Origin of the sequence: Frondihabitans sp. PAMC 28766 (assembly GCF_001577365.1) — a bacterium.
Classification (GTDB): Bacteria; Actinomycetota; Actinomycetes; order Actinomycetales; family Microbacteriaceae; genus Frondihabitans.
Map to the genome: position 1 here is coordinate 359,852 of NZ_CP014513.1, position 26,176 is coordinate 386,027.

A 26,176-nucleotide genomic window follows, 5' to 3' on the forward strand; every position below is an offset into this window, starting at 1 on the left:
GCGCTAGCTCGCGGCGGCCCCTGCGCTCGCTCGGCTCGGGCCGGAATGCGTCAGGGCGGGCGCAGGATCCTGACGCGTCTGTACCCCGAATCGCCTCACCCTGACAGCGCCCCGACCGCCGGCGTCTAGCGTCCATTCAGCAACCCGGCGGTGCGCACTGCACCGCTTCCGCACATCGGTTCCACTGGGAGGACTCGCATGCGACCCAAACTCTTCTTCATCCTGATCATCGCGGCCGTGGCCTATCTGCTCGGCTCGAAGGGCGGCACGGCCCGCTACAACCAGGTCGCGGGCGCGCTCTCGTCGATCTGGAACGACCCCAAGGTCAAGAAGGCGCGCAAGCAGGCGTCGAAGGATGCCGCCAAGGCCGCCAAGAAGGCCCGCAAGCGCCTCTAGGGGCCAACCCCTCCCGCTTTCATCCCCCGAGACGACGCACCCGTCGCCTCGTCCGCACGACCGGCGCGCACCATCCCGTCGCGCCCTTTCACGATTGGACCCACACCATGGGCATCATCTCGTTCCTCATCTTCGGCCTCATCGCCGGCATCGTCGCTCGCCTCGTCCTCCCGGGCAAGCAGCCCGGCGGCTGGGTCATCACGCTGATCATCGGCGTCGTCGGGGCCTTTCTCGGCGGCTGGATCGGCAGCCTGATCTTCCACGTGAACTACGCCACCTGGAGCATCCCGAACTTCATCCTCAGCGTCGTGGGTGCGATCATCCTGCTGCTGATCTGGGGCGCGATCACCGGTCGCGGCACGCGCCGGGCCTAGTCGGCACCCCAACACCCCCGTTTTCGGACAAGGTCCCAGCGCCGCGGCGCGGGGGCCTTGTCCGTTTTGCGGGGTCTCGAGTCTCGCTAGGCGATGAGCTCTTCGGAGACCGACCAGAGACGCTCGGCAGAAGCCGGGTCGAGAGCGTACGACTTCACGCCCCGGCCCGGCTTCTCTGCGTCGAAGGGTTCGGCCTCGTTCGCGTCTTCGAAGTAGCGGCCGGTGACGCCCTCGACCAGGGGCGACGCGGCGACCAGCACCGAGGTCGACGCGCCCTGCTCGGTCGTCTTGAACGCGGGGTTCACTACGCCGTTCTCGTCGACCCAGCCGCGGCGGCGGGGCTCGTCGGGGTCGAGGTGGCGCTGCAGGTTCGTCATGATGCCGCCCGGGTGCACGGCGTTCGCCGTGATGCCGTCGTCGGCCCACCTCTGGCCGACTCCGACGGCGAAGAGCACGTTGGCGGTCTTCGACTGCCCGTAGCCGGCCCACGGGTCGTACTCGCGGCGCTCGAACATGAGGTCGTCGAAGATCACGTCGCTGGCGTGGTGGCCCGTCGAGCTGAGGCTCACGATGCGGGCGCCGCCTGCGCCTGCTGCGGCCGCCAGCGCGTCGTGCAACGCCAGCGCCAGCGCGAAGTGGCCGAGGTGGTTGTTGGCGAACTGCAGCTCGTACCCCTCCGGCGTGCGGGTCAGCGGCGTCGCCATGATGCCCGCGTTGTTCACGAGGATGTCGAGCGGGCCCTCCCACTCGCTGCCGAACTTCTGCAGTGTGACGCGATCGGAGAGGTCGAGGTAGGAGGCCGTGACCCGCTCGGATCCTGTCGTCGCACGGATGTCGGCGACCGCTTTCGCGCCGGCTTCGAGGTTGCGCACGGCGAGGGTCACGTCGGCCCCCGCGCCGGCCAGCGCCCGGGCGGTCTCGATGCCGATGCCCGAGGCGGCGCCGGTGACGACGGCCTTCTTGCCCGTCAGGTCGACGCCCTCGAGCACTTCTGCGGCGGTGGTCTTGGCCCCGAAGGGCGTGGTGAGACGTGTCATGCGGTCGACGCTACTCACCTCGAGTGCCCTCGAGGCAAGTGGGGGCGGCGGGCGAAGCGAACGCTCAGACGACGGTGGCGACGGCCGCCGCGCCAGCGCCGGTGGCAGCCGAGGGCGCCTGCCGCTGCCAGAGCGTCACGAGCCCGCGGGCGTTGCGCGCCATCGCCAGGTAGTGCCCGACCACCCCGAGCACGAAGAACGCGAAGCCGACGCCGACGAGCCCGCGCTCCAGCGGCGGCACCGCCTCGCCGAACAGCATCATGAACAGCCCGACGAACAGCAGCGCCGTGCGCACCTTGCCCACCTTCGAGACCTTGACGTCGGGCGCGCCCCTGAACGAGACGACGGCCCAGGCCGCCGACAGCACGTCGGGGATCAGCAGGATCACGACGAGCTGCCACGGCACCACACCCGACGCCGCGAAGGCCGCCACCACGACGACCACGGTGAAGCGGTCGGCCACCGGGTCGAGCCAGGCCCCCAGATTCGAGGTCTGGTTGAAGTGCCGTGCCACGAACCCGTCGACGAAGTCGCTGACGAACACCAGCAGCAGCACGATGATCGACGCCCAGAAGTCGTGCACCACGAGCAGGATGCCGAAGACGGGCAGCAGCAGGATACGGATCGCCGACACGACGTTAGGCACCGTCTTCCAGTTGTCCTCGTGGAAGAGCCTCTGCCGCAGCCCGGTGTCGTCGCCCGACGGGTGCGGCGCCATGCCGGCTACCGAGCTGTTCCCGAGCACGCGCCGCGGGTCGCCGTCCGGCAGTCGCACGGAGAGCGCGCGCACCGCGAGGTAGACGATGCCGACGCCGACGAGCACGGCCAGAACGAGCGACCCGCCGACGCCGATGTACGGCTTCGACGCATGGAAGGAGGCGCGGGCGAGCACACCGACCGCGACCCAGACGATCGACCACGCGAGCGAGGCGACCACGCTGGCGCCGAGGAAGCGGGACGCGGCGACCCCTCGGGATCCTGCGATCGCGGGCGCAAGAGAGCGCGGGGTCGGCACCAGTCGCACGAGCAGCGCGGGCAGCGAGCCGTGCTGACGGGCGACGCGGTCGGCCGTCGACCACTGGTCGGATCCGATACGTCGGGCGATGGCCGAGGTGGCGAGAGCGTCACCGCGGCGACGGCCGTAGAAGAACAGGATGCCGTCACCGACGACCCGCGCGATCACGGCGACGACGAACAGCAGCAGGATGCGACGGACGCTCTCGGTGCCGGCCGCCGCCACGATCACGACGGGCCCGCCGGGCACGTACGACAGCAGCCCCAGCGCCGACTCGAGCAGAACGGCGACCGCGGTAGCCCCCAGCGCGAGGGCGAACGGCAGCACCGCGTGTCCGGCGTTCAGCCACTCGAAGAAGTTCACGCCCCCATCATCCTCGTTCGAAGGCGCGAGAGCGACTCCAGCCCGGTCAGCGGCTCCGCGAATATGCCGTCAGCAGCATGTTTCCGGCGAGGAGGACGTGGTCGAGGGTCATGGCGCGCAGGTCGACTGGGTCACCGCAGTGGTACGCGATCCTGGGCCCCGAGCCCCCCTCGAGCGCGGGGCTCACCGTCAGGCAGAGGGCGTCGAGCACGTCGGCCGCGATCAGCGAGCCCAGCAGCGTCGGCCCGCCCTCGCAGTGAATCTGCGTCAGCCCGCGCTCGACGAGAGCTGCCACGACGCGAAGCGGGTCGACCTCGGCGGTGCCGCAGGAGACGACGTCGGCCACGGCCTCCAGGGCACGGCGGCGCTCGGAGTCCGCCGAGTCACACGTCAGGACGAGCGGGCGCACCGGCGCTTCGGCGAAGAAGGCCGAGGCGGGGTCGAGCGACAGCGAGCCGCTGACGACCGCGACGGCAGGATGCGACGCGAGATCGTGCGAAACCCGCCACGCACCGGCCTCGGCCGAGACCAGCGGCCCGGCATACCCCTCGGCGCGAACCGTGCCCGACGCCACCAGGATGACGTCGCACAGCTGGCGCAGCACGTCGAACACTCGCCGGTCGGCGGGGCCGCCGAGGCTGCCCGACACCCCTTTCGCCGTGGCGGAGCCGTCGACGCTGGCGACGAAGTTCGCGCGCACCCACGGCGTCGACCGGTCGTGCCGGGCGTAGAGCGACAGCAGGTCGCGGTCGGACAGCCCGTCGTCGCTGTCGGACGGCGCCGGCGGGTACAGCCGGGTGATCGGCCCCTCGCCGCTCACAGGTTGTGCACCGGATCGACCGGGTCGCGCCAGCCAAGGATCGCCTCGAGCATGCGCATGGCGTCGACGGACTCGGGCACCGCGTGCATCCTCACGATCCTGGCGCCCAGCATCGCGCACGCGGTCGCAGCGGCGATCGACCCGGCGAGGCGCTCGCTCTTCGGGCGTGCGAGCGACTCGCCGATGAAGTCTTTGTTGGACACCGCGGCCAGCACGGGGAAGCCCAGCGAGACCACCTCGCCGAGGCGCCTCGTGACTTCGAGAGTCTGCACAGTGTTCTTGTTGAGGTCGTGGCCGGGGTCGACGATGATGCGGTCTTCGGGCACCCCGCGGGCGATGGCGAGGTCGACCCGTTCGAGCAGGAAGTCGCGCACCTCGCCGGCCACGTCGGCATACTGAGGCCTCATCAGCGGGCGGCGCGGGCTGGCCAGCGAGTGCGTGATCACGAGGGTGGCGTCGGAGTCGGCCACGACGTCGGCAAGGCGTTCGTCGTGGATGCCGGTGGTGTCGTTGATGACAGAGGCACCCGCTGCGATGGCTGCCGCAGCGACCTCGGGGCGGAAGGTGTCGACCGAGATGACGACGTCGGACTGCTGTGCGAGCGCTGCGACGACCGGGACGACGCGCGAAGCCTCCTCGTCTGCGGGCAGCTCGGGGCCCGGCGCGAACGGCACCCCGCCGATGTCGACCCAGTCGGCGCCGTGCTCGTCGGCGCGGACAGCGGCCTCGACCGCACGGTCGAGGGCGAAGGTGGCGCCCTGGTCGAAGAACGAGTCGGGGGTGCGGTTGACGATGGCCATCACGGCGATCCGGTGGTCGAAGTCGAAGGTGTGACGGCCGATGGTGCGGACGGGCGAGCGCAGCTCGGGCAGCTGGAACCCGGGGGGCAGAGTTCTGTCCGTCACGCGCGGCCCGCGCCTCGCGACGACACTGCGGTGCCGGCGGAGGCGCCGCCGCCGGAGGCACTGCCGGCCGATGCGCCGGTCGCGACAGCGCCGGCTGGCGGCGACCCGATCAGCGCGATGGCCTCCGCACGACCGGCAGGATCGGCGAGCACGCCGCGCGACGCGATCGTCACCGTCGAGCTGTGGGTCTGGCGCGACCCGCGCGAAGTCACGCAGCCGTGCACGGCGTCGAGCACGACGAGCACGCCCGCCGCCCCGACACCCGCGAGCAAAGCGTCGGCGATCTCTTCGCCGAGGCGCTCCTGCAGCTGCGGTCGCGAGGCCAGCGCGTCGACGAGGCCCGGGATCTTGCCCAGCCCCACGATCTGCGACCCGGGCACGTAGGCGACGTGCGCCACGCCCAGGAAGGGCAGCAGGTGGTGCTCGCACACCGACCGGAACTCGATGTCGCGCACGATCACCAGCTCGCCCAACTCGCCCTGCGACGCGGCGACGACACTGCCGCCGAGCATCGCGGGCACGTCGACCTGGAGGCCGGCGAAGAACTCTTCGTAGGCGTCGGCCACGCGGCGCGGGGTGTCGGCGAGCCCGGCCCGCGTCGGGTCGTCGCCGATGGCCGACAGGATCTCGAGCACGGCCGCCTCGATGCGCGGCCGGTCGAACTCGCGGGGCGCCGCCGCCGTGATGGCCGCGCCCGTCGGGCCAGTGTGCAACTCGCTGCTCATACCTGTTGTGTACCCCTTCGCGTACCCCGACACTGCGGGGCATCCGGGGAAGAGTACCCCTTGCTTCCGACAGTCCCTCAGCCCGCTGTGGAGAACAGCGTCGGCGAGATCTGCCGGGTGAAGATGTCGGCCGTCTTCGGCCCGACGCCCGTGTACTCGGTGAGGCGAGAGCGCAGGGTCGCCGCGTCGGCAGACGAGCGCACGAGATGGTTGACCGAGCCGTGCTCGCTGTCGATGCGGCCCATCACCTCGTGCAGCTCGTCGGCCATCACGTAGTCGATGCGGGCGTACGAACCTTCGTCCAGGATCCTGCGCAGGGCCTCGCGGCCGACCTCGGCGAAGCGAGCCGGGCTCGTCAGACCGTGGTCGATGAGCACGTGGTAGGTGTCGGCCGAGACCTGCTGCTGCACGGGCCGCCCGAAGAGCACGCTCGCGAGCAGCCAGCGGTAGAGAGCCTGCGGAGTCGGATCGGCCGTGTCGGGGTCGAGGTCGATGCCGAGGTCGCGGGGCTGGAGGTTGTCGTCGGCCATGCGGGCGACGGTACCCCGCCGCCCGACCCGGCGTCTCGGCTCCTGCGCCGCCGGCTAGGCCCGACCCAGCACCCTCGAGTCGACGAACCCGCCGCCGAACTTGTGCTCGGGGTCGTGCTGCTCGGCGAGCGCCCGGAACTCGGCCAGACGCGGGTAGCGCGACTCGACCTCGGCCGGAGACAGCGACGACACCTTGCCCCAGTGCGGCCGCGGCGTGAACGGTGCGAGCACACCTTCGATCTGCGGCAGCAGCGCCGCGACCTCGGCGGGGTGCTTGTTGAAGGTGAAGTGGATCGCGAGCGAGTCGCGACCCTGCGTCTCACTCAGCCAGTAGTCGTCGGCCCGGATCGCTCGCAGCTCGGTGACGAGCAGGTGCGGCTGGATCCGGTCGGCGAGGGTGCGCACGGCGGCCACGGCCTCGGCGCCCTCGTCGAGTGCGACGAAGTACTCGGCCTGGATCTCGTCGCCGTTCGACGGAGTCCGGTCGAGCCGGAAATGGGGCAGTCGCGTGGCCCAGGAGCCGACGGAGCCGTCCATCGGCGTCGTGTTGTCGTCTTCGCTGACGAAGGCGACTCGGTCGGGGTGGTGCTTCGCCCCGAAGACCTCGTCGGGCACCTCGATGTCGGCCTGGCCCTCGGGGACTCTCGACTTCACCCACACCTGCGTGATGTCGTCGGCGTACGTGGTGAAGGCCGAGGTGCTGTAGCCGAGCTCCATCAGCGCGCGGATGCCGCCGCCCGCGAGCTCCGACCACGGCACCCCGAGATAGACGTCTTGGCGCACGCGGTAGCTCGGCTCGACGTCGAGGGTCACGCGGGTGACCACGCCGAGGGCGCCGAGGTGGATGACGCTGCCGTCGAACTCAGGATCACCGCGGCGCACGGTGCGCAGCGAGCCGTCGGCTCCCACGAATTCGAGCGCTCGCACGGCCGTCGCGAGCGAGCCGTTGCGAGCGCCCGAGCCGTGGGTGCCGGTCGCAGTCGCGCCGGCCACCGAGATGTGCGGCAGCGACCCCATGTTGTGGAGGGCCAGCCCCGCCTCTTCGAGAGCGAGAGCGACCTCGCCGTAGCGCGTGCCGCCGCCGAACGTCACCGACTTGCGGTCGTCGGCGATCACGAGGTCGGTCGGGATGCCGGTCGTCGTGACGAGCACACCCGGGCCGTCGGCCACCTCGTTGAACGAGTGACGCGTGCCGAGAGCACGGATCTTCGGCTCGCGCGCGACGATCTCTTGCAGCTCGGCGATGCTGGTGGGGTTGAGGATTCGCGATGCGCCGTACACGTAGGTGCCGGCCCAGTTCTGTTCGCGTTCGGCGGTGAACGTCATGGCGTCAACTCTGCCATGCGCGGTTCTACGCCGGAAGAGGCAATTGTTGACGCGCGCAACAAATGCCACGGTCGGTCTCAGTCGCCGAAGCCGGTGTAGACCGACGAGATGTCGTCGTCGCCGTGCCCCTTGTCGGACGCGGCCGCATAGACCTTGCCAAGAGCGTCGATGAGCGTGGTGTCGACACCGTTCGCTCGCGACGCGTCGGCGATCAGCCCGACGTCCTTGCGCAGCCCGTCGAGCGCGAACGATGCCGGGTAGTCGCCCTTGATCATGTTCGCGCCCTTCTGATGCGCGTATGGCGAGTCGGAGGCCCCGCCGTCAATCGCCTGCAAGAAGAGGTCGGGATCGAGGCCGAGAGCCTTCGTCACGGCCAGTGACTGGGCGGTGCCGGCCGTGATGGTGGCGATCCAGGCGTTTGCGGCCAGCTTGAGCGCTGTGCCGTTGCCGACCGTCGGGCCGGCCACGACGGTCTTCTGCCCCATCGAGTCGAGCACGGGCTGAGCCTTCTCGATCAGGGCCTTTTCCCCGGCGGCCAGCATCACGAGCTTGCCGGTCTCGGCCGGAGTCTTGGTACCCAGCATCATCGCCTCGATGAGGGGGATGCCGTGCTTCGCGGCGGTCTCCACCACGCGGCCGGTGCCCTCGAGCCCGATCGTGCTCGACTGCACCCAGACAGCGCCGTCGGGCACGTGCCCTTCGGCCGCGTCGAGCACATCGATCACGGAGTCGGCGTCGAACACGATCGACAGGATCACGTCGGCGTCGGCCACGGCCGCTGCCGGGCTCTCGGCAACGGTGGCGCCCTCGTCAGCGAAGGGGGCGGCCTTCTCGCTCGAGCGGTTCCAGACCGTCACGTCGAAGCCGTCGCGCAGCAGCGTGCGCGCCACTCCCTGGCCCATGATCCCCAAGCCCAGCACTGCCACCTTCATGTCTTTCGTCCTCTCCTGGCGCGCGCCGCGCGCACCCCGTCGAGGCTACTGCCGTCGCCTATTCGAACCGCTCAGCGTGCTCGACGGCCCGTCAGCACTCGATTCTGACTACGTTATTGCAGTCATTGCTCCGACTCGGTTATCGTAGTCACACGAATGACGATGATAAGCGAGTCAGGAGGCCTCGGTATGAAACTGTCCGGACGCGTCGAGAACGCGCAAGATCTGGGTCGGATGCTGCAGCAGGGCCGGCTGCTCTCGGGGATGACGCAACGTCAGATCGCTGAGCAACTGGGGGTGAGCCAGCGCTACGTGTGGGAGCTCGAGTCGGGCAAGCCCTCTCTCATCATGACGCGCCTCTTCGAGATGATGCGAGCCACCGGCGTCGAGCTGACGGCCGAGGTCGACGACCACACAGGCGACGCCTGATGGCCGACCTCACGGTCGAGCTCTACGGCACCATCGTCGGTGAACTCGTCGGCACCAGCCCCCGCACCTTCGATTTCCGGTCAGCATCCACGGCGCTTGAGACCTTCGGCCTCGGGTCGACGGTCCTCTCCGAAGCAGTGCCCTTCGACGTCGTGCCCAACCGCGGCCGAGCGGCCCACCGCCGCAACTTCTTCACCGAACTCCTGCCCGAAGACAATCTCCGCACTTACCTCGCCCGGCAGGCCGGTTTGAGCGAAGCGGACACGATCGGCCTTCTGTCGCACTACGGTCGCGACGTCGCCGGCGCCCTCCAAGTCTGGGACCCCGACAACCCGGGCGAACCTCGGACTCCGTTCGCGAACCCGATCGACGACGACACCATCGCCGACCTCCTTCGAGACGCTCGAACGTACCCCCTAGGCAACAGCGTCGAAACGGGCAAGTCGCTCATCAACGGCGTCCAGACGAAGATCGTGCTCGTCCGCGAAGACGATCGATGGAAGCGCCCCGAAGACGGCTTCCCGTCGACTCACATCCTCAAGCCTCGACTCGACGACACCTCGACCATCGTGTTCGACGAGGAGTACGGTTCCCGACTCGCACGCCTGCTCGGTCTTGCGACGCATGCGACGTGGATCGATCGATTCGACGACGTCGACACCCTGGTCGTCGAGCGATACGACCGCTCCGCGTCCAGCCCGGACGGCCGCATCCATCAGGAGGACATGAACCAGGTCCTGGGCGCCAGCGGCCCGGAAAAATACCAGAAGCTCGGCGGCCGGGTCTCTTCGCGCCGGATCGCGCATGTGCTCCGCACGGTCACCGACGCTGATTCTCTCCTGCGATTCGCGCGCCTCACGGTCCTCGCCGCCGCTGTCGGCGATCTTGATCTGCACGCCAAGAACGTCTCGCTGCTGCACCCCTTCGAGGCGCCGCGAAGCCTCGCCCCCGCCTATGACGTCGTCCCCATGGCCCACCTCGACAACGACCACGAGATGGCGCTCGCCGTCAACGGCGTCTACTCGCACGCGGCAATCACCATCGATGATCTGATCTCCGAGACAGAGGGGTGGGGGCTCCGTGACGCCCGGGCGGTCGTGCTCGACTCAGTCGCCGAGATCAGAAGCCTCGCGCGGGTCGAGGCACCCCTGGCGGGCTCCTGGTCTGGCCTCCAGGAGGACATCGCGTCCTTTACAGAGAACCTGCTTGCCGGTCGCGCCATCGGTGGCAGCCGGCAGTTCGGGGCCGGCGCTTAGCCGCGCAGCGCCTTCGCGAAACGCAGGTAGCTGATCGCCTCGAGGTCGCCGTCGAGGTCGAAGAGCGGCTCGTAGCCGAGCGCGAGGTAGAGCCCGACGGCCTCGGGCTGACGGGCACCCGTCGTCAGGTGGGCCGTCGCGTAGCCGCGGGCGAGGGCCTCGGCTTCGAGCTCGTTCATCACCCGGCGCGCGAGGCCCTGGCGCCGGTGATCCGGGTGCGTCCAGACGCGCTTCATCTCGGCGACCGTGTCGGTCTCGCGCATGAAGGCGCCGCCGGCCACGGCCTCGCCGTCGACGTGCAGCACGACGAAGGCGCCGCCGAGCGACGGGTCGAAGAGCTCGGACGGGTAGCGCGACAGCTCGGCCGACGACGGAATGCCGTCGTTCGGCTCGTAGCGCTCGTCGTAGTCGCGCGCGAGATCGTCGATCAGGGGTCGCGCCAGCTCGGAGTCGGGCGTCGTCCAGACCGACACGGGCGCGAAGGGCGCGGGCTCAGGCGGTGGTACGGCGTTCACGCTCAGCGCCAGCCGTCGTCGTCGGGCGGCACGCTCTCGTCGAACGGGTCGTCGGGCTCGTCCGGCCAGCCGGCGTCATCGAAGGGCGCAGGATCGGGCGCGGGCTCGAAGCTCGCCACCGTCGGTCGGGCGGCCGCGCCCGCCCCGCCGAACGTGGGCGCCGCACGGCCCCCGCGAGCGGCAGCCGCCGGGGACGCCCCACCCGAGACCGGGCCCGCGCCGGTGCCTGTGCCCGTGCCCGTGCCCGTGCCCGATCCACCGCCGTCGCGCGCGACGACGTCGAGCACCTCCGCGCCGTACGTGTCGAGCTTCTTCTGCCCCACCCCGGAGATCCCGGCGAGCTGGTCGAGTGATGACGGTCGGAGCGACGCGATGCCCCGCAGTGTGACGTCGCCGAAGACGACGTAAGCGGGCACCCCGCGGCTTTCGCCGTGGCCGACCGCCAGGCGCGCAGCAATTCGAAGAGCGGCTGAGCCTCGGCGGGCAGGTCGGCCACGGTCGCGCCGGGCGACGAACGACGAGAGCGTGACGACCCGGCCGAGCCGCCGCGGCCGGCCGTACGAATCGGCTCCTGCCGCAACCGCACGGGCCTCGACCCGTCGAGCACCGAGGCACTCTGCTCGGTCAGCAGCAGCGTGCCGTAGCCGTCGGGCGAGACGGCGAGGAGGCTCTGCGCGAGCAGCTGCCGCACGACTCCGCGCCACTCCACCTCGCTCAGCTCCGTGCCGATGCCGAACGTCGACAGGGCGTCGTGGCCGTTCTGGGCCATGCGCGGGGTGCGCTTGCCCAGCAGGATGTCGACGAGGTGGCCGGCGCCGAACTGCTGGTTGCGCTCGCGCTTGAGGCGCACGATCGTCGAGAGAAGCTTTTGCGCGGGCACCGTGCCGTCGACCGACGTCGGCGGGGCGAGGCACGTGTCGCAGTTGCCGCACGCCGTCGACGTCTGGCCGAAGTAGCCGAGCAGCTGCACCCGGCGGCACTCGACCGTCTCGCACAGGGCGAGCATCGCGTCGAGATGGGCGCTGAGTTTGCGGCGGTGCGCCTGGTCGCCCTCCGACTGCTCGATCATGCGGCGCTGCTGCATCACGTCTTGCAGACCGTAGGCGAGCCACGCCGTCGACGGCAGACCGTCGCGGCCGGCGCGACCCGTCTCTTGGTAGTAGCCCTCGACCGACTTCGGCAGGTCGAGGTGGGCGACGAAGCGCACGTCGGGCTTGTCGATGCCCATGCCGAAGGCGACGGTGGCCACCATGACGATGCCGTCCTCGCGGAGGAAGCGCGACTGGTTGCGCTGACGGGTGCCCGCGTCGAGACCGGCGTGGTAGGGCAGAGCCGGGATGCCGCGGGCGACGAGCGACTCGGCGGTCTTCTCGACCGAGTTGCGCGAGAGGCAGTAGACGATGCCGGCGTCGCCCGGGTGCTCGGTCTGGATGAGGTTCAGCAACTGTTTGAGCGGCTGGTCTTTGGCCTCGATGCGGTACTGGATGTTCGGCCGGTCGAAGTTCGCGACGAAGTGCGCAGCCTCGTCGAGGCCCAGTCGGGCGGAGATCTCGCGGTGGGTCGCCTCGGTGGCGGTCGCCGTCAGGGCGATGCGTGGCACGGTCGGCCAGCGCTCGTGCAGCACCGACAGCTCGAGGTAGTCGGGGCGGAAGTCGTGGCCCCACTGCGCCACGCAGTGCGCCTCGTCGATGGCGAAGAGGGAGATCCGGGCGGAGTCGAGCAGCTGTTTGGTCGACTCGAGCTTGAGGCGCTCGGGGGCGAGATAGAGCATGTCGAGCTCACCCGAGCGAAAGGCGGATTCGACCAGGCGACGCTGATCGGGATCCTGCGTCGAATTCAGGAAGGCAGCGCGAACGCCGACGGCCTCGAGGGCGTCGACCTGGTCTTGCATGAGGGCGATGAGCGGCGAGACGACGATGCCGACGCCGTCGCGCACGAGTGCGGGCACCTGGTAGCAGAGCGACTTGCCGCCGCCGGTGGGCATGAGCACGAGGGCGTCGCCACCACCCACGAGCTGGTCGATGATGGCCGCCTGCTCGCCGCGGAACGACTCGTAGCCGAAGACGTTGTGCAGCACGTCGAGCGGCGCGCGGCCGCCGGGCCGGGTGTCGAGATCGAGAGCTGTGGTCACGCGGGAAGTCTACGAGGCGCGGCCGACACTCCCGTGCTTATCCACAGGTTATATTGATATTTAATATGCATAATAGCCTGTCCCCCGTATTGCAGTGCCCCACCACATCAGGAGAACCCATGAAGCGCCTCATCGCCGCCACCGTCGTCACGGCCGCGGCCGTCGCCGCCCTCGCCGGCTGCACCGTCAGCACCTCGCAGCCTCTCGTCTTCAACGCCGACTCGTGCACGAAGCTCGCCCCGAGCGTCGAGAATCAGATCGACGGCCTGAAGCTCGACCCGTCGTCCAAGCTCGCCGACGCGACCGGCACCTGCATCTGGTCGGACGACACCGGCCGCTCGGTCGCCATCGCCGTGGCCGGCAAGGGTGACGGTGTCGGCGTGCAGGCCGGCGCCCAGAGCAAGCGCGAGAAGATCGCCGCAGACAAGTCGCTCAGCATCATCGACAACGAGACGCTCTCGGGCGACGACAAGGTGCTCTACACCGAAGCGGGATCGACCGCCGACAGCAGCCGCACCTTCACGGCCGACGCCGACCTCGACGGCAAGGTCACGTTGACCGTCGACGGCGTCAAGGTCACCGACGGCGACGCCTCGGCGATCTTCACGGCGCTGTTCACCGGATAGTCGGGTCTTGCCGGCCCCCGGTGAGCGGAGCCGGCACGAGAGGCCCGGGCGCAGTGCGCTCGGGCCTCTTTTTGCGCGCCAGCCAGCTCACCATGCCGACGTAGGCCGCCGACGAGATCACCGAGACAGCCGCCCCCGCGGGGCTGCCGTTCGACTGGGTGTTCGTGACGATCGGCGCCGCCAGCACGAACACCACGACGTTGTTGACGACGTGCGCCGCCAACCCCGCCTCGAGCCCGCCGGTGCGCCAGGTCAGATAGCCGAAGGCGATGCCGAGCGCGGCGACGTCGATCTTGCCCCAGACGTTGTAGCTGTGCGCGAAGGCGAAGCCCACGGTCGGCACGACGATCGCCACGACTGGCCACGGAAACCACGAGCCGAACGTCTGCATGCCGAGCCCGCGGAAGGCGAACTCCTCACCCGCGGCCTGGACCGGCACCAGGATCACGATCAGCACGATCGACACGGCCAGCGCCCCCGCCGGCGTCGCCTGACCGGTGCCGGAGGAGGCGGCATCGGCCCCCTGCCACGACAGCGGCACGACCTGGTTCAGCCCGATGTCGATCGCCATGTAGACGGCCGAGGGCACCAGGCAGAGCAGCATCCACCGCCAGCGCAGTCGCCCGACGACGCTCGTGAGCTGGCCGAGCGGACCGAGCCGCAGGATCCTGACCGCCAGGATCACCGCGGGCAGCATCGTCGCGAGCGACCCCAGCGTGAAGAGCATCACGAGCGGATTCGAGGCGTTCTGCTGGTCGTGCTCCCAGGCCGTCAGCAGAGCGGTGCGCGCGTGGTCGCCGCCGTCGCTCTGCACGACGAGGAGCACGATCTCCTGCCAGACGAACGAGAAGACGGTGTAGAGCACGAAGGCCACGACCGCCGCGACGATCGGCTTCCACCACCGATAGGTCGGCAGGATGCGGAAGAGCCGGTGATAGGCGTATCTCACCCTGCGAGGCTACCGGGCCCCGCTGTGCGGCCCGCGCCGCCCGCTGTCTGCGACCTGCGGCCCGCCGGCCGCTGCCCGCCGCCCGCTGCCCGCCGCCCGCCGCCCGCCGCCCGCCGCCCGCCGCCCGCCGCCCGCCGCCCGCCGCCCGCGGCCCGCCGCCCGCCGCCCGCGGCGCCCGGCTCAGTCGGCGATCAGCCGTTTGCCGAAGCCGAGGGCGCCGTCGGGTGCGTAGTCGAGCCGCTCGTAGAAGCCGATCACCCGATCGTTGCCCGAGCGAATCTGCACGTTGACCTTCGGGCAGCCGAGCTCGAGCAGCAGCCTCTCGGCCTCGGCCATCATCGCCGCGCCGTGGCCCCCGCCCTGCAGGGCGGGGTCGACCGCGACGTAATACACCCAGCCGCGGTGGCCGTCGTAACCGGCCATGGCGGTCGCCACGATTCGATCCTGCGCCGCGTCGACCCCGACGAGGAAGAGCTCGGGCTGCACGCGGAGCTTGCGGGCGATGTCTTTGCGGGGGTCGTTCCACGGGCGGGTGAGGCCGCACGCCTCCCAGAGGGCGACGACCTGCTCGGTCTCGGCGGTCAGCTCGGGCTCGGTCGCGGCCAAGGGTCGGATCAGCATCCCTCCACTGTGCCACCTCGGCCGTGGCCGCTCGTCGCGCCGGCCGGATGCCCTGCGTGCCGCACTGCCGCCCCGGAATTCACGCATTCGGCGGCCCGAAGGCGCTCCGCTCCCGATTGCGACAACTGCGACGGGGCGAACGCGTGCGGTTGTCGCATTCGGGCGCGACGCCGCGGTCGGCAGCGCTGCTCGCGCGGCGGCCGGCCTCCCCGCCGCGGCCGGCCACTCGCCGAGTGCGTAGATTCCTCCGGGCTGGGGAGCTCACCGGCCGGAATCCACGCACTCGGAAACGCACGGACGTGGCAGCGCTCAAGCTCCGTCCGAGCGCAGCCGAGCAGGAGGGCGCCCACGAATCGGACTCGGCACCGCGATCGCGACCCCGCGCCCGCGACTCGGCACCACAGAAAACCCCAGTGCGCCGTCCCGATCGCGGGCGACGGCGCCGACCAGAGCGGCCCCCAGCCCGGCGACCAACGCAGGAGGCCGGGCTACCGCCCGGCCGAGGTCGACAGCGTCGACGACCCGTCGGGCAGGCGCCGCACCTCGATGCGGTCGGCGATGCGCTGCTTGAGGTCTTCGACATGGCTGACGATGCCCACCACCCGGCCTCCGGCCGACAGGCGGCCCAGCTCGGACATGACGGAGTCGAGCGTCTCAGGGTCGAGGGTGCCGAAGCCCTCGTCGACGAAGAGGGTGCCGAGGCCGATGCCTCCCGCCTCGGCCTGCACGACGTCGGCGAGCCCGAGCGCGAGGCTGAGCGAGGCGTAGAACGTCTCACCGCCCGAGAAGCTCTTCGGGTCGCGCGTGGTGTCGGTGGTGTTGTCGCGGATGACGAGCGCGAGCCCGGTCTTGCGCGATCGCGAGCCGCTCTCGCGCGTGTCCGACGACTCGAGCAGGTACCGGCCGCTCGACATGACGGCGAGGCGCGAGTTGGCGGCGGCCAGCACGTCGTCGAAGCGGCGCAGCAGCACGTAGGTGCCGAGGGTGACCCCGCGCAGGTTCTCTGGCCCGTTCGCCCCGGTGACGTCGGCCATGCGCACGACCGCGCGCGACCGCGAGGAGACGGCGGAGGCGGCCCGCTCAGCTGCCCGAAGCACCACCGCCGACCGGCTGATGCGCTCGGCGCGATCGAGCGCGATCGACGCGGAGGAGGCCACGCCGCGCAGGCGCTCGTCCGCGGCCTCGGCCACCGCGACAGCCGCAGGCACGTCCACGGTCTCGTCGCCCGTGAGGACGGCGAGCTCGGCGCTCGCAAGCTGCTCGTCGACGACGGCGCGGTCGCGGTCGTGACGGGATACGCGCTGGGTGAGCTCCTCGAGCGCGGCACGCGGCACGGCTGCGGTGTCGAGCGCGCTGAGGGCCTCGAATCCTGCGCCCGCGAGGGCTTCGCGCAGCTCGGCGTCGCGCGCGCGATCGTCGACCAGGGCCTGCTCGCGGGCGCGCCGGGCTGCGAGCAGCCGCGAGACCGCGGTCTGCTCGGCCTCGAGGCGGGCGGCGAGGTCGCGGCAGCTCGAAGCCCGGCCGTCGAGCACCCGGGCGACCCGGGCGCGGTCGTCGGCGAGGGCCCGTCGCTCGCCCTCGACGCGCTCGGTCGAGGCCGCCTGGCGCTCGGCGACGGTTTGCACTGCGGTCGTCAGCGCCGCGGTCTGCTGGTCGAAGCCGTCGAGGGCCTTGCGCGCGGCCTCCCCGTCGGCCCGCGCCTGTTCTGCCGCAGCCACGGCGGTGCGCGCGGCTGCCAACTGCTCGTCGAGGTGCTCGACGTCGACCGCGCCGATCTGCCGGGCGGCGACACCGAGCCGAGCGGCGAGCGTCGCCGAGGCCTCGCTGTGCTGCCGATTCAGCTGCTCGGCCGTCTCTCGAGCGGCGGCCGCCAGCTCGATGGCGTCGTCGGACGGGTGTTCGTCGGTCAGCACCGCGGGCGACGGGTGCGTCAGCGACCCGCAGACGGCGCAGGGCTCGCCGGCGACGAGCTGTGTCGCGAGCTCACCTGCCATCCCCTCGATGCGGCGTCGCCTCATCGCGGCCTCGGTGTCGATCGCTTCGCGGGCGGCCGCAGCCGAGACGGCGACCTGCGCTCCGGCCGCGGAGACGGCTGCCTGCAGCTCGTCACGCTCTCGAACGGCCTCGACGGTGCCGCCGAGATCGGCGACTCGCCGCACGGCGGCATCGAGCCCGCTCGCCGCCCCTGCCAGGTCGTCGCGAGCCACGACCAGTTCGAGTCGTGCGGCCGCCCGAGCCTCCAGCGCCGACCGGTCGGCGGCCAGCTGGGCGGCGCCCGATTCGACGTCCGCTTCGAGGCGCACGACGACGACATCGCGGCCGTCGAAACCGCGTTCGAGGTCGACCAGGGCCGCCAGCGCGGCGATCTCACCCAGCAGAGCGTCGCGTCGGGCGACGAGTTCGTCGAGGTCGAGGGCCGAGACCGCAGGATCCGACGCCTCGGCCTCGCTCACGACCGTCGCCGCCCGCTCGAGGGCCTCCCCGGCCGATCGGCGCGCCGCTCGCGCCGGCGCAACCGCCTGGGCCCGGCGCCCCAGGTCGGCTCTCGTGCGATCGGCCTCGACCGCGGGAGCCTCCTCGACCAGCGCCTCCCGCCGAGCCAGCAACCCGGCCCGCCGCGCGAGGCCGTCGGCCAGAGCCATCTGGGCGGCCCTCGCCTGCTCTGCCGCGTCGCGGGCGACGCGGGCCTCGTCGCGCAGCCGCACGGCCTCGGCCGAGACCGCCGCAGCGCCCGAGACCGCCTCGTCGGCCCCCCCCGCCTCGAGCGTCGCATCGTCGGCCGCGACGCGCAGCCCGGCGAGCGCCTCGTCGATCGCCTTCTGCGCCGCCATGACCTCGCCGTGGGCGGCGCGACGCAGCTCGGCCAGCACCTCGGTGGTGTCGTCGTAGATGCGCGTGCCGAACAGGGACTGCAAGACGAGCCGTCGCTCTTCGCCGCTCGCCCCCAGGAAGCGCGCGAACTCACCCTGAGGCAGCACCACGGTCTGCTCGAACTGCTCGCGGGTCAGGCCGACGATTGCAGGGATCTCGGAGCCGATCTCCTGCGTCGACGACGACACGGGCTCGCCCGAGGCAGCGTCGGGGCTCGTCAGACGCACGAGGGTGGCGCTGGCGTTCGCCTTCGTCGTGCCGGTGCCGCGCGACTTCGGCCGGAACCACTGCGGCGAGCGCCGGATGCGATAGATGCCCGAACCGGTCGAGAAGACCAGTTCGACGAACGGCTCGACGTCGGGTGCCGCGTGGTGACTGTGCAGTCGCTCTGGTGTCGTCGACGAGCCGGCGGGCACACCGTAGAGGCCGAAGACGACGGCGTCGATGATGGTCGACTTGCCGCTGCCGGTCGGACCTTCGAGCAGGAAGACGCCGGAGGCGCCGAGCTCGGCGAAGTCGATCGAGTATTCGCCGGCGTAGGGGCCGATGGCTCGGAGGGTGAGGTGATGCAGCTCCATCAGGCGCTCCCCTCGGCCGCGCGGGCCTGCTCGTAGGCGGCCCGCAGCACCGCCGTCTCAGCGTCGGTGGCCGCGCCACCGGTCGCGAAGGCGACGAAGTCCGTCGCGACTGCGACCGGATCGGTGTCAGGCGTGATGGCGCGGCGCCGCGACACAGCGGGGCCGCCGACCGGCGTGTGCTGGATCGAGAGGGCGTGCGGGAATCGCTCGCGGATCCGCGCGTGAAGGCCTGCCGGGTGCACGGGGTCGGTGACGAACACGCGCAGCCAGGCGTCGGCGAGGTCGTCGTGCGCGCCGCTGAGAAGGTCGGCGAGGTCGCCCGTCACCTCCGCCAGACGGCGGGGCACAGGGGTCGGCACGAGCTCGACGGCGACGGTGCCGTCGGCGGCCAGGTCGACGATCGCCGTCGACTTCACCTGGCCTTTCTCGCCGAACGAGAAGGCGAGCGGCGAGCCGGAGTAGCGAAGCGCGGGGCCGTCGGCCGGCCCGACGCGCTGGGCGCCGTGCAGATGCCCCAGCGCGACGTAGTCGAGACCCTCGAACACTTCGGACGGCACGGAGTCGACGCCGCCCACGCGGATGTCGCGCTCGCTCTCCGTGCGCGCGCCGCCGACGACGAACGCGTGTGCGGCGGCGACCGAGCGGGTGCCGGGGCGGCCCGCGAGATCGTCTCGGATGCGATCGAGGGCCGCGCCGACGACCGCCTCATGCGATCTCGCGAGGCGGGGCGTGGCATCCTGCGCCCCCTGCTCTGAACCGGGCGTCGGCGCGGCAGCCGGCGCCAGCGCGTCCCGCACCAGGTCGGGCTCGAGGTAGGGCACGCCGTAGAACGCCACCGGCCCGGCCTCGTCAGAGATGACGACGGGCTCGTGCAGCCGCTCGACCTGGGCCAGGATGTGCACGCCGGGTCGCATCAGCCCCGCCGCGAAGCCGAGCCGGGCGCCCGAGTCGTGGTTGCCGGGCGTGATGACGATGGTCGCGACCTCGCTGAGCCGCGACAGCGCGTCTGAGAGGAGCTTCACGCTGGCGACGGCCGGCACCGCCCGGTCGTACACGTCGCCGGCGACCACGACGACGTCGACATCGCGGTCGCGCGCCACCTCGACGAGATGGTCGAGGAAGACCGTGTGCGCCTCGTGCAGGTCGACGCCGTGCAGGGTGCGCCCCAGATGCCAGTCGCTGGTGTGCAGGATGCGCAAGCGCCCGCCTTTCGATCTCGGGGTCGCTGTCACTGTAGCGGCGGCCGCCGACACCGATCGGCAGAGCTCAGGCGACGAAGAGCTCTGACCGGGCGCGAGCCGCGGCGCCGAGCGAGACGGCGTCGACCCCCAGGCCCGACGCCTCGAGCCGGATCGTCGCCCCGCTGACCGGCGGCTGCCGATCAATCGCGTCGCCCACGAGCTGGCCGAGCAGCCCCCACGAGCGGCTGACCCCGCCGCCGACGACCACCGTCGTCACGTCGAGCAGACCCGCCGTGATCAACACCCCTCGGGCCACGGCGTCGCCGGCGTCGGTCATCACCGCGAGCGCGTCGGGGTCACCGCCGAGAGCCGAGGTCGCGACCTCGCGGGCCGTGACCGGGCCCGAGCCGGTCTGCTCGGAGTACCGCCGCGCAATGGAACGCCCGGAGGCGAGGGTCTCGAGATGACCTCGGCCGCCGCAGGTGCAGAGGGCGTCGCCGAAGCCCGGAATGTGGCCGATCTCACCCGCGGCCCCGCGGGGGCCGTCCCACAGGCGGCCGTCGATCCAGAGGGCGCCGCCGACACCGGTGCCGAGCGTGATTCCGAGCGCCTCGCGTGAGCCCGCGATCGACCCGGCGCTGACCTCGCCCCGCAGGAAGGCGTTCACGTCGTTGTCGAGAAACGTCGGGGCGTCGAGGGCCTCGGCGAGAACCGTCGTGAGGGGAAGCCCGACCAGCCGGTGAACGAGTCGCTGGCGACCAGGATCCTGCCCAGGGCCGCGTCGACGACACCGGCCGCACCGACGCCGACCCCGACCAGTGGCCGGCCCGATCCGTGCGAGGCGACGAGCTCCTTCACGAGGCGTGCGGCCGTCGCGGCCATGGCGTGGCCCGAGACGAGGGCCGGCGTGGGCGCCTCGGCGCGCGCGCGCACGGTCAGGTCACGGTCGACGAGGACGACCTGGGTGGTCGTCCCCCCGATGTCGACGCCCGCGAGCAGGCCGGACGGCCCCGATCGCACTGCCACGGCGTCGGGTCCGGCGAGGCCGGTCACTCGCCGACCCGGGCGGGGGCCGCTGCGAGAGCAGCGAGCCGGTCGGCTCGGCGCTGCCGCTGGAGCACCGGATCGGGAACGGGCACCGCAGCCAGCAGACGCCGTGTGTAGTCGGTGACGGGGTGAACGAGGGTGCTGCCGGTCGGGCCCTCTTCTTCGACCTGGCCGGCTCGCATCACCACGACCCGTGAACAGAACTCCTGCACGACGGCGAGGTCGTGAGAGACGAACAGGCAGGCGAAGCCGAGCTCTTTCTGCAGCTCGCCGATCACCTCCAGCACGGCCTTCTGCACGCTGACGTCGAGCGCGCTGGTGGGCTCGTCCGCGACGAGCAGCCGAGGTCTCAGCACGAGGGCGCGGGCCAGGCTGACCCGCTGCCGCTGCCCGCCCGAGAGCTCGCGCGGAGCCCGGCCGGCGAGCGCCGCCGGCAGGCGCACCGCTTCGAGAGCCTCGGCCACGAGACGCTCGCGCTCGCGCCCGCCCAGCGAGCGCCGGTGCACGCGCAGCGGCTCGGCCACGATCTCGCCGATGCTCATCCGCTGGTCGAGGGAGGCGACGGGATCCTGCAGCACCACGCCGATTCCGGCCTGGAGGCGGCGCCGGGCGGAGACGCCCAAGCGGCGGAAGTCTTTGCCCAAGAGCTCGACGCTGCCCGAGGTCGGTGCGATGAGCCCGAGCGCGACACGGGCGGCGGTCGACTTGCCCGAGCCCGACTCGCCGACGAGGCCGACGGTCTCGCCGGCATGCACGTCGACGCTGATGCCCCGGAGCGCGTGCACCGCTCGGGCGCCGCGGCCGAAGCGCACCGAGACGTCGTCGAGGGCGATCACGCGGTCGCCGTCGATCGCCGTCGCCGAGGCGGCCGCAGCCGTTGCCGCGGGCGTTGCCCCGGCAGCCGCTGCACGGTCCGTGCCACCCGACACGGCTGTCCGGAGCCGCGGCACCGCCGACAGCAGCTCTTTCGTGTAATCGTGGGTCGGCGTCAGCAGCACCTCTTCGACCGACCCGGTCTCGACGATCTCGCCGCGGAGCATCACGGCGACCCGATCGGCGAAGTCGGCCACGACGCCCATGTTGTGGGTGACGAGCAGCACGCCCGTGCCGGTGTCGACGGCGAGACGGCGCAGCAGCTCGAGGATCTCGGCCTGGACGGTCACGTCGAGGGCGGTCGTCGGTTCGTCGGCGATGAGCAGCCGCGGCTCGTTGGCGATCGCCATGGCGATCACGACTCGCTGCCGCTGTCCGCCCGACAGCTGGAAGGGGAACGCGCGGGCTCGAGTCGCAGGGTCCGGGATCCCGACCCGGTCGAGCAGCGACACCGAGCGCTCCCAGGCCTCGGTCTTCGAGACGGCGTGGTGGTTGCGGATCACCTCGCTGATCTGGTGCCCGATGCGGGCCAGCGGGTCGAGAGCCGTCGCGGGCTCCTGGAAGACCATCGACACGGTCGAACCGCGCAGGGCCCGGAGCACCGGCTCGGACGCCTGGACGATGTCGGTGCCGTCGACGACGATGCGGCCCGTGGCGGTGGCGTTGCCCGAGAGCAGCCCCATGGCAGCGAGCGCGACCGTGCTCTTGCCCGAGCCGGACTCGCCGACGAGCGCCAGGGTCTCGCCGGGCGCGATGGCCAGGCCGAGCCCGCGCACCGCGTCGACGTTGCCCGTCTCGGTCGTGAACGAGACGGTCAGCTCGTCCACCGTCAGAAGATCCGATGCCATGTCAGCGCCCTCTCACGTCGAACACGTCACGAAGGCCGTCGCCGACCGCGTTGAACGCGCAGACGACCAGGATCACGGCGAGGCCCGGTGGCAGGATCAGCCACCACCGCCCCGAGTAGGCCGCGGTGAGCCCGGAGCTCAGCATGCCGCCCCAATCGGTCGACGGCGGCTGCACGCCGAGGCCGAGATAGCTGACGTAGGCGACGAGCAGGATCGCGTCGGCCACCTGGAAGGTCGCGGCGACCACGATCGTCGACACGCTGTTGGGAAGCACGTGGCGGGTGATGGCACGCGAGTGGCTGCCGCCGATGGCGCGCAGGGTGAGCACGTAGTCGCGGTTCTTGAGCGACAGCGTCTCGGCCCGGATGAGGCGCGAGGGCACGAGCCAGGAGACCAGGCCGAGGATGACGGTCAGTCCGGTCAGAGTCGGGGTGGAGATCGCCGAGATGACGAGCAGGATGAAGAGCGCGGGGATCGCGATGCCGGCGTCGACGACCCGCATCATGACGGTGTCGACCCAGCCGCCGGCGTACCCGGCGACGGCGCCCCAGAGCGTCCCGATGACCGTTGCGAGAAGACCTGCCGCGAGCCCGACGGTCAGCGACACCTTGCCGCCGAACATCAGCCGGCCGAACTCGTCGTGGCCGACCGCATCGGTGCCGAGGAGGTGTGTGGCCGACGGCGCCAGGTTGGCCTGCGACAGAGCCGTGTGGATCTGGTCGGTCGGGTGCACCAGCGGCCCGACGAAACAGAAGAGCACGAAGAGCACTACCACCACGAGGCCCACGACCGCGATCCGGTTGCGGGCGAATCGCCGGATGGCGAGACGGGTGCCGGTGGAGCCGGCGACGGACGCGGGCACGCCCGTCTGCTGGATGACGGCGCTCATGAGCGACCTGCTTTCACACGGGGGTCGATGACGGTCTGGAGCACGTCGGCGATCAGGGTGCCGACGACGGTGGCGATCGAGATCACGAGCACGCAGCCGAGCAGCACGGGGAAGTCCGACGACTGGGCCGCGTTCCAGAACAGCAGGCCCATGCCGGGATAGTTGAAGAGCTGCTCGACGACCAGGGAGCCGCCGAAGAGCACCGGCACGTAGTAGCCGAGCATGGCGACCACGCTGGTCAGCGAGTTGCGGAAGACGTGGCGCGTCAGGATCCTGGTGCCGGAGGCCCCGCCCGCCCGAGCCGTGCGCACGTAGTCCTCACCGAGGTTCTCGAGGGTCGACGACCGCATGTAGCGGCTGAAGACGGCGATCATGGCGGCGGCGCCGGCCGCGACGGGCAGCACGAGCGCCTGCGGGTCGGCCAGCACGGAGCCCAGGGTCTCGCCGTTCGGCGCAGCGGACGGGAACAGTCTGATGACCTGGCTGAACACGATGATCAGGATGAGGCCGAGGAAGAAGACCGGCGCCGAGTAGGCCACGAAGCTGACCGTGGTGATGACGTAGTCGACTGGCTTGTTGCGGCGGGCCGCCTGCCACATGCCGAGCGGGAGGGCGATGACGAGCGCGACGACCGCCTGCAGGATCGTGAGCAGCAACGTCTTGGGCAGCCGCTCGACGATCAGCTGCGTGACCGACTCGTTGAACGTGTACGACGTGCCGAGGTCGCCCCGCAGCAGCTGGCCGAGGTAGATGAAGTACTGCACGACGAGGGGCTTGTCGAGGCCCTGGTCGCGGTTGAACTGGGCCAGCTGCTGGGGCGTCGCCTGCGCCCCCAGGATGCCGCGGGCCGGGCCGCCGGGAAGCGAGTGGAGGAGGCCGAAGACCACCACCGTCACGATGAGGATCACCACGACGGCTTGGAGCAGCCGTCGCAGAAGGTAGGAGGTGGTGGCCATCGGTTAGCGCGCCTCTACTTCCAGGCCCACTGGGCGGGGTGGAAATTGGCCAGCGAGTCCTGCGAGAACCCGGTCAGGCCGTTCTTGATCACCGACACCTGGTAGTCGGGGGCCGGCAGCCAGACGACCGGGAGGTCTTTGGCGACGGCGGCCGAGTAGCCCTGGATCGCGGTGTTGTCGCTCGACGTGGTGCTGGTCTCGATCAGCTTGTCGACGGCGCTGTTGCTGTAGTTGCCGAAGTTCGCGCCGCCACCGGTCTGGAAGAGCGAGTCGCCGGTCGGGAAGGCGTTGAAATACCAGGATCCGGCGGTGCCGAAGAACGACAGCTGCCACTTGCAGATGGCCTGGCTCGACGTGCACTGCGGGGTCTGCGAGAGCACCGAGTTGACCGGGGCGGTCTTGATCGTGAAGTCGATGCCGGTCTTCGACAGCGACGACTGGATGGCGCTCATCATATTGTCGGTCACGGTCGAGCCGGACTGCGACAGCACGCCCATCTCGAACTTCGTACCGCTCGCGACGCCGTCACCGCACTCGCTCGACGAGGAGCCGGGCGAGGTGCAGACCATCGTTCCGCCCTTCTCGGTCCAGCCGTGAGCGGTGAGAAGCGCCTTGGCCTTCGAGATCGAGTAGGGGTACGGGTTGCTCTTCTGCACGCTCGACAGATAGTCGGACTTCTGCGCCTGGGGGATCGGGCCGAACGTCGGCACGGCGGTCCCGTTGAAGACGACCTTGGCGAGGCTGGTCTGGTCGATCGACATCTGGACGGCCTGGCGCGCGTAGAGCTGCTTGAAGACGGCACCCATGGTCGGGTTGTTGAAGTTGTAGGGCATGTAGGTGATGGCCCAGCCGCTCCACGGCTTCACCGAATAGCCCTGGCTCGTGAACGACGACTTCTGGTCGAGGTCGGTCGCGTTGATGTAGCCGTAGTCGACCGATCCCGACCGGACGGCGTTCTCTTCGGCGTCCGTCGAGGTAAACGGCAGCAGGTTCACGGTCGTGATGGACGGCTTCTCGCCGCCGTCGTACTTCTTGTTGGCGGTCAAGACGACCTTGCCCGAGGTCGCGAACGACGTCAGCGAGTACGGGCCGGAGATGGTCTTCCAGAGCGGGTTCGACGCGTAGCCCGAGATGTCCTTGGCCTGGGTGTTGAGGTAGTTCCAGACCTTGACGGCGCCCGCGGTCGTCTCGTCGTCGTTGCCGACCGAGCCGGACGCGCTGGTCTTGTCCCAGACGTGCTGCGGCAGCGGCGTGATGTAGCTCAGCTGGTTGGCGAGCATCCAGTCGGTGTTGTACGCCTTGTCGAAGTCGATGGTGAAGTGCGTGGAGTCGACGACCTTGAGCGACGTCCAGTCGTCGGGCGCCTGGCCCTTGTTGTAGTTCGCCCACTCGGCCTTGTTCGCCTTGATGAGGTTGAACCAGAACTCGACGTCGCGGGAGGTGATGGCCTTGCCGTCGCTCCACTTGCGGTCGCCGAGGGTGATCGTGACGCTCTTGTGGTCGGTGGCGAAGTCGGCGGCGGTGGCGATCGAGCCCTTCTTGTCCCAGGAGATCGAGCCGGCCGAGCCGTTGTAGGCGATCAGCGGCTCCCAGAGCGTCGACGAGATCGAGCCGTTGTTCGTGTTGAGCTTGCCTGCGGCACCGATGGGCAGGATCCAGTTCGGGGTGAAGTTGGCGGGGAGCGCGTAGTCGATCGTGTCTTTCGACGACGACGAGTTGTTGCTGCTCCCTCCGGAGGAGCAGCCGGCCAGCAGCGCCACGGCAGCGACTGCTGCGGTGGCGGCGAAGGCCCAGCGGTGGCGAGAGGACGCCAGGCTTGCAGGGGACATGATTCTCCTTGGTCGGAACGAAGGACTGCGAGGTGCGCTGTCGGACAGCGGGTTGGACTCAGTAAAGGGCCTTCGGCGACCAAATGAAATTACCGGGTGTAAAAACTAAGTTTCTGCTGTTCTGGAGAAAGTTCCGAGCCTGAAATTCGGCCTA

Annotated in this window: 24 protein-coding genes and 1 pseudogene; 5 read left to right on the top strand and 20 right to left on the bottom strand. The window is 70.7% G+C overall.

Annotated features, from left to right (window positions below; translation table 11 throughout):
* Positions 1-198: 198 nt before the first annotated feature.
* Positions 199-396: a hypothetical protein gene (locus AX769_RS01715; RefSeq protein WP_066275228.1), complete on the top strand. Its 198-nt coding sequence runs from the start codon at positions 199-201 to the stop codon at positions 394-396.
* A gap of 107 nt (positions 397-503) precedes the next feature.
* Positions 504-770 carry a GlsB/YeaQ/YmgE family stress response membrane protein gene (locus AX769_RS01720; RefSeq protein ID WP_066275230.1) on the top strand — a complete coding sequence of 89 codons (267 nt, stop codon included), beginning with the start codon at positions 504-506 and terminating at the stop codon, positions 768-770.
* Between the two features lie 86 nt (positions 771-856).
* Here AX769_RS01720 and AX769_RS01725 read toward each other — a convergent pair whose 3' ends face one another.
* The 8 genes from AX769_RS01725 to AX769_RS01760 all read right to left on the bottom strand — a co-directional run bounded on the left by AX769_RS01725 (position 857) and on the right by AX769_RS01760 (position 8,423).
* Positions 857-1,807: an SDR family NAD(P)-dependent oxidoreductase gene (locus tag AX769_RS01725; RefSeq protein ID WP_066275234.1), complete on the bottom strand. Its 951-nt coding sequence runs from the start codon at positions 1,805-1,807 to the stop codon at positions 857-859.
* A gap of 64 nt (positions 1,808-1,871) precedes the next feature.
* The gene (locus AX769_RS01730; protein ID WP_066275235.1) at positions 1,872-3,185 is read right to left on the bottom strand and encodes a CDP-alcohol phosphatidyltransferase family protein; all 1,314 of its coding nucleotides are present in this window, start codon (positions 3,183-3,185) and stop codon (positions 1,872-1,874) included.
* 46 nt (positions 3,186-3,231) lie between these two features.
* Positions 3,232-4,005 carry a pyrimidine reductase family protein gene (locus AX769_RS01735; RefSeq protein WP_082763415.1) on the bottom strand — a complete coding sequence of 258 codons (774 nt, stop codon included), beginning with the start codon at positions 4,003-4,005 and terminating at the stop codon, positions 3,232-3,234.
* Entirely contained in the window at positions 4,002-4,910 is a 909-nt protein-coding gene (gene folP / locus AX769_RS01740) for a dihydropteroate synthase (protein ID WP_066275237.1), read from the bottom strand. The genes AX769_RS01735 and folP overlap by 4 nt, the downstream gene beginning before the upstream one ends.
* Positions 4,907-5,635: a GTP cyclohydrolase I gene (gene folE, locus AX769_RS01745; RefSeq protein ID WP_082763416.1), complete on the bottom strand. Its 729-nt coding sequence runs from the start codon at positions 5,633-5,635 to the stop codon at positions 4,907-4,909. The genes folP and folE overlap by 4 nt, the downstream gene beginning before the upstream one ends.
* A gap of 77 nt (positions 5,636-5,712) precedes the next feature.
* Entirely contained in the window at positions 5,713-6,165 is a 453-nt protein-coding gene (locus AX769_RS01750; RefSeq protein WP_066275238.1) for a hypothetical protein, read from the bottom strand.
* 54 nt (positions 6,166-6,219) lie between these two features.
* Positions 6,220-7,491 carry an FAD-binding protein gene (locus AX769_RS01755; protein WP_066275245.1) on the bottom strand — a complete coding sequence of 424 codons (1,272 nt, stop codon included), beginning with the start codon at positions 7,489-7,491 and terminating at the stop codon, positions 6,220-6,222.
* A 77-nt stretch (positions 7,492-7,568) separates the two neighbouring features.
* Entirely contained in the window at positions 7,569-8,423 is an 855-nt protein-coding gene (locus tag AX769_RS01760) for an NAD(P)-dependent oxidoreductase (protein WP_082763417.1), read from the bottom strand.
* Between the two features lie 189 nt (positions 8,424-8,612).
* Here AX769_RS01760 and AX769_RS01765 point away from each other — a divergent pair, with 189 nt between their 5' ends.
* Together AX769_RS01765 and AX769_RS01770 are read left to right on the top strand one after the other, a co-directional pair.
* Positions 8,613-8,852, top strand: coding sequence for a helix-turn-helix domain-containing protein (locus AX769_RS01765; RefSeq protein ID WP_066275248.1), 240 nt, complete (start codon positions 8,613-8,615; stop codon positions 8,850-8,852).
* The gene (locus AX769_RS01770; protein ID WP_066275251.1) at positions 8,852-10,108 is read left to right on the top strand and encodes a type II toxin-antitoxin system HipA family toxin; all 1,257 of its coding nucleotides are present in this window, start codon (positions 8,852-8,854) and stop codon (positions 10,106-10,108) included. Before AX769_RS01765 ends, AX769_RS01770 begins: the two co-directional genes overlap by 1 nt.
* On the opposite strand, the gene AX769_RS01775 is transcribed toward AX769_RS01770, so the two are convergent.
* Positions 10,105-10,623 carry a GNAT family N-acetyltransferase gene (locus AX769_RS01775; RefSeq protein ID WP_082763418.1) on the bottom strand — a complete coding sequence of 173 codons (519 nt, stop codon included), beginning with the start codon at positions 10,621-10,623 and terminating at the stop codon, positions 10,105-10,107. The genes AX769_RS01770 and AX769_RS01775 overlap by 4 nt on opposite strands.
* 2 nt (positions 10,624-10,625) lie before the next feature.
* Positions 10,626-12,754: pseudogene (gene recQ / locus AX769_RS01780) on the bottom strand (DNA helicase RecQ).
* 119 nt (positions 12,755-12,873) lie between these two features.
* Here recQ and AX769_RS01785 point away from each other — a divergent pair.
* Positions 12,874-13,380, top strand: coding sequence for a hypothetical protein (locus AX769_RS01785; RefSeq protein ID WP_066275256.1), 507 nt, complete (start codon positions 12,874-12,876; stop codon positions 13,378-13,380).
* Here the strand turns inward: AX769_RS01785 and AX769_RS01790 are convergent.
* From AX769_RS01790 to AX769_RS01830, 10 genes are all read right to left on the bottom strand, one after another.
* The gene (locus tag AX769_RS01790; protein WP_066275261.1) at positions 13,370-14,329 is read right to left on the bottom strand and encodes a CPBP family intramembrane glutamic endopeptidase; all 960 of its coding nucleotides are present in this window, start codon (positions 14,327-14,329) and stop codon (positions 13,370-13,372) included. The genes AX769_RS01785 and AX769_RS01790 overlap by 11 nt on opposite strands.
* Before the next feature lie 180 nt (positions 14,330-14,509).
* Positions 14,510-14,950, bottom strand: coding sequence for a GNAT family acetyltransferase (locus AX769_RS01795; protein WP_066275264.1), 441 nt, complete (start codon positions 14,948-14,950; stop codon positions 14,510-14,512).
* Between the two features lie 488 nt (positions 14,951-15,438).
* Positions 15,439-18,399 carry an AAA family ATPase gene (locus AX769_RS01800; RefSeq protein ID WP_066275273.1) on the bottom strand — a complete coding sequence of 987 codons (2,961 nt, stop codon included), beginning with the start codon at positions 18,397-18,399 and terminating at the stop codon, positions 15,439-15,441.
* Positions 18,399-19,598, bottom strand: coding sequence for an exonuclease SbcCD subunit D C-terminal domain-containing protein (locus AX769_RS01805; protein WP_066275278.1), 1,200 nt, complete (start codon positions 19,596-19,598; stop codon positions 18,399-18,401). Before AX769_RS01805 ends, AX769_RS01800 begins: the two co-directional genes overlap by 1 nt.
* 67 nt (positions 19,599-19,665) lie before the next feature.
* Positions 19,666-20,247 (bottom strand): ROK family protein, encoded by a 582-nt coding sequence (locus AX769_RS01810; RefSeq protein ID WP_255359412.1) that lies wholly within the window; start codon positions 20,245-20,247, stop codon positions 19,666-19,668.
* Positions 20,244-20,633 (bottom strand): ROK family protein, encoded by a 390-nt coding sequence (locus AX769_RS25625; protein ID WP_255359413.1) that lies wholly within the window; start codon positions 20,631-20,633, stop codon positions 20,244-20,246. Before AX769_RS25625 ends, AX769_RS01810 begins: the two co-directional genes overlap by 4 nt.
* Positions 20,630-22,348, bottom strand: coding sequence for an ABC transporter ATP-binding protein (locus AX769_RS01815; protein WP_066275281.1), 1,719 nt, complete (start codon positions 22,346-22,348; stop codon positions 20,630-20,632). Before AX769_RS01815 ends, AX769_RS25625 begins: the two co-directional genes overlap by 4 nt.
* A 1-nt stretch (position 22,349) precedes the next feature.
* Positions 22,350-23,237, bottom strand: coding sequence for an ABC transporter permease (locus AX769_RS01820; RefSeq protein ID WP_066275288.1), 888 nt, complete (start codon positions 23,235-23,237; stop codon positions 22,350-22,352).
* Positions 23,234-24,193, bottom strand: coding sequence for an ABC transporter permease (locus AX769_RS01825; RefSeq protein WP_066275291.1), 960 nt, complete (start codon positions 24,191-24,193; stop codon positions 23,234-23,236). The genes AX769_RS01820 and AX769_RS01825 overlap by 4 nt, the downstream gene beginning before the upstream one ends.
* Before the next feature lie 14 nt (positions 24,194-24,207).
* Complete coding sequence (locus AX769_RS01830) at positions 24,208-26,022, bottom strand: peptide ABC transporter substrate-binding protein (protein ID WP_066275294.1); 1,815 nt, start codon at positions 26,020-26,022, stop codon at positions 24,208-24,210.
* Positions 26,023-26,176 lie beyond the last annotated feature (154 nt).

Bases quoted from the DNA above. Each gene is read 5' to 3' on its own strand.
- AX769_RS01770 (WP_066275251.1), top strand. From the start codon at position 8,852: ATGGCCGACCTCACGGTCGAGCTCTACGGCACCATCGTCGGTGAACTC.
- AX769_RS01720 (WP_066275230.1), top strand. From the start codon at position 504: ATGGGCATCATCTCGTTCCTCATCTTCGGCCTCATCGCCGGCATCGTC.
- AX769_RS01760 (WP_082763417.1), bottom strand. From the start codon at position 8,423: ATGAAGGTGGCAGTGCTGGGCTTGGGGATCATGGGCCAGGGAGTGGCG.
- AX769_RS01725 (WP_066275234.1), bottom strand. From the start codon at position 1,807: ATGACACGTCTCACCACGCCCTTCGGGGCCAAGACCACCGCCGCAGAA.
- AX769_RS01830 (WP_066275294.1), bottom strand. From the start codon at position 26,022: ATGTCCCCTGCAAGCCTGGCGTCCTCTCGCCACCGCTGGGCCTTCGCC.
- AX769_RS01800 (WP_066275273.1), bottom strand. From the start codon at position 18,399: ATGGAGCTGCATCACCTCACCCTCCGAGCCATCGGCCCCTACGCCGGC.
- AX769_RS01795 (WP_066275264.1), bottom strand. From the start codon at position 14,950: ATGCTGATCCGACCCTTGGCCGCGACCGAGCCCGAGCTGACCGCCGAG.
- folE (WP_082763416.1), bottom strand. From the start codon at position 5,635: ATGAGCAGCGAGTTGCACACTGGCCCGACGGGCGCGGCCATCACGGCG.
- AX769_RS01715 (WP_066275228.1), top strand. From the start codon at position 199: ATGCGACCCAAACTCTTCTTCATCCTGATCATCGCGGCCGTGGCCTAT.
- AX769_RS01785 (WP_066275256.1), top strand. From the start codon at position 12,874: ATGAAGCGCCTCATCGCCGCCACCGTCGTCACGGCCGCGGCCGTCGCC.
- AX769_RS01815 (WP_066275281.1), bottom strand. From the start codon at position 22,348: ATGGCATCGGATCTTCTGACGGTGGACGAGCTGACCGTCTCGTTCACG.
- AX769_RS01820 (WP_066275288.1), bottom strand. From the start codon at position 23,237: ATGAGCGCCGTCATCCAGCAGACGGGCGTGCCCGCGTCCGTCGCCGGC.
- AX769_RS01755 (WP_066275245.1), bottom strand. From the start codon at position 7,491: ATGACGTTCACCGCCGAACGCGAACAGAACTGGGCCGGCACCTACGTG.
- AX769_RS01825 (WP_066275291.1), bottom strand. From the start codon at position 24,193: ATGGCCACCACCTCCTACCTTCTGCGACGGCTGCTCCAAGCCGTCGTG.
- AX769_RS01765 (WP_066275248.1), top strand. From the start codon at position 8,613: ATGAAACTGTCCGGACGCGTCGAGAACGCGCAAGATCTGGGTCGGATG.
- AX769_RS01750 (WP_066275238.1), bottom strand. From the start codon at position 6,165: ATGGCCGACGACAACCTCCAGCCCCGCGACCTCGGCATCGACCTCGAC.